Annotated in this window: 1 protein-coding gene and 1 pseudogene; both read left to right on the top strand. The window is 69.4% G+C overall.

Annotated elements, in window-relative coordinates; translation table 11 throughout:
• Positions 1-342: 342 nt before the first annotated feature.
• A complete protein-coding gene (locus tag ACFYO2_RS49660; protein WP_388364150.1) occupies positions 343-735 on the top strand; it encodes a hypothetical protein in 393 nt (130 codons plus the stop codon).
• Positions 723-1,171, top strand: a pseudogene (locus ACFYO2_RS49655) (hypothetical protein); the annotation flags it as partial. The gene ACFYO2_RS49660 and the pseudogene ACFYO2_RS49655, both read left to right, overlap by 13 nt.

Here is a 1,171-nt window from a genome sequence, read left to right as displayed (position 1 = left end):
GCGGCCAGCGAACCCAGGAACACCCCGACCTCGGCGAGCACCGCCGCGTCCGCCTCCGACACCCGCAGCCGGTCCCGCACCGCCACCCCGGCCGGGCCCGGCACCACGAACGACGCCGCCAACTCCCGCAGTCCGCCCACCCCTTCACCCCCCCCGGCCGAAGATCCCCGTCACCGAAGTCAACGAGCCGCCCCCGCAAAGGTCACCCATTCGACCCACGAACTCCCGTTCCCCTACCGACAGCGAAGTCCACAGCACCGCCAAGGACGTAGAACCCCCTGACCCACAGCGGAACAACCGCATCCAGGCCCGGCACTCACTCACGCTCACCAGAAGTCACTCATGCTCAGCAAACCGGCAGCAGTTCCAACCCCAGGAAACCACGCCACCATCCGGCGCGAACTGCGCGCCCAAGGCGTCGAGTTCGACAGCGAGAACGACTCCGAGGTCGGCGCCCGCTTCATCGCGCACCACCTCGCCCAGGGCGCCGACCTGGAGAAGGCGCTGAAGCTCCTGTGCGAACGCTTCGACGGCTTCTACACGCTGCTGGTGTCCACTGCGGACTCCTTCGCGGTCGTCCGCGACGCCATCGCCTGCAAGCCCGCGCTGATCGCCGAGACGCCCGCGTGGGTGGCGATGGCCTCCGAGTACCGGGCCCTGGACGTCCTGCCGGGCATCGAACACGCCCGCATCTTCGAACCCGAGCCGGAAGAGGTGTACGTATGGCGACGGTGATCGACCTGGCGAAGTTGCCGGTACGGGAACTCAACCAGGCGCTGCACGCGCCCGGTTCGGATGCGTGGCGCGTCCTCAACCCACGCGGCGCGCACGCCGTCGCCTGCGGCATCCGCGAGCACCACACCGTCGACATCGAGGGCCACGTCGGCTACTACTGCGCCGGCATGAACCAGCACGCCACGGTCACCGTGCACGGCAACGCGGGCACCGGAGTCGCCGAGAACATGATGTCCGGCACGGTCCGGGTGCGCGGCAACGCCTCCCAGTCGGCCGGCGCCACCGCCCACGGCGGCCTGCTCGTCGTCGACGGGGACGCGTCCGCCCGCTGCGGCATCTCCTTGACGCTCTCCTCCCTGAAGGGAGGAGATTCTTACGGCTCGCGCCGTGAGACTTCCTGTTTCATCGCCGACTGCCCGCCCGGAGAACTCCGTTG

The sequence above is a fragment of the Streptomyces sp. NPDC006602 genome, assembly GCF_042870385.1.
Classification (GTDB): domain Bacteria; phylum Actinomycetota; class Actinomycetes; order Streptomycetales; family Streptomycetaceae; genus Streptomyces.
The sequence above is the reverse complement of the archived record's forward strand: the minus strand, read 5'-3'. Positions and strand labels throughout refer to the sequence as shown.

Excerpts from the sequence above, each read along its gene's own strand:
- ACFYO2_RS49660 (WP_388364150.1), top strand. The coding sequence starts at position 343 with ATGCTCAGCAAACCGGCAGCAGTTCCAACCCCAGGAAACCACGCCACC.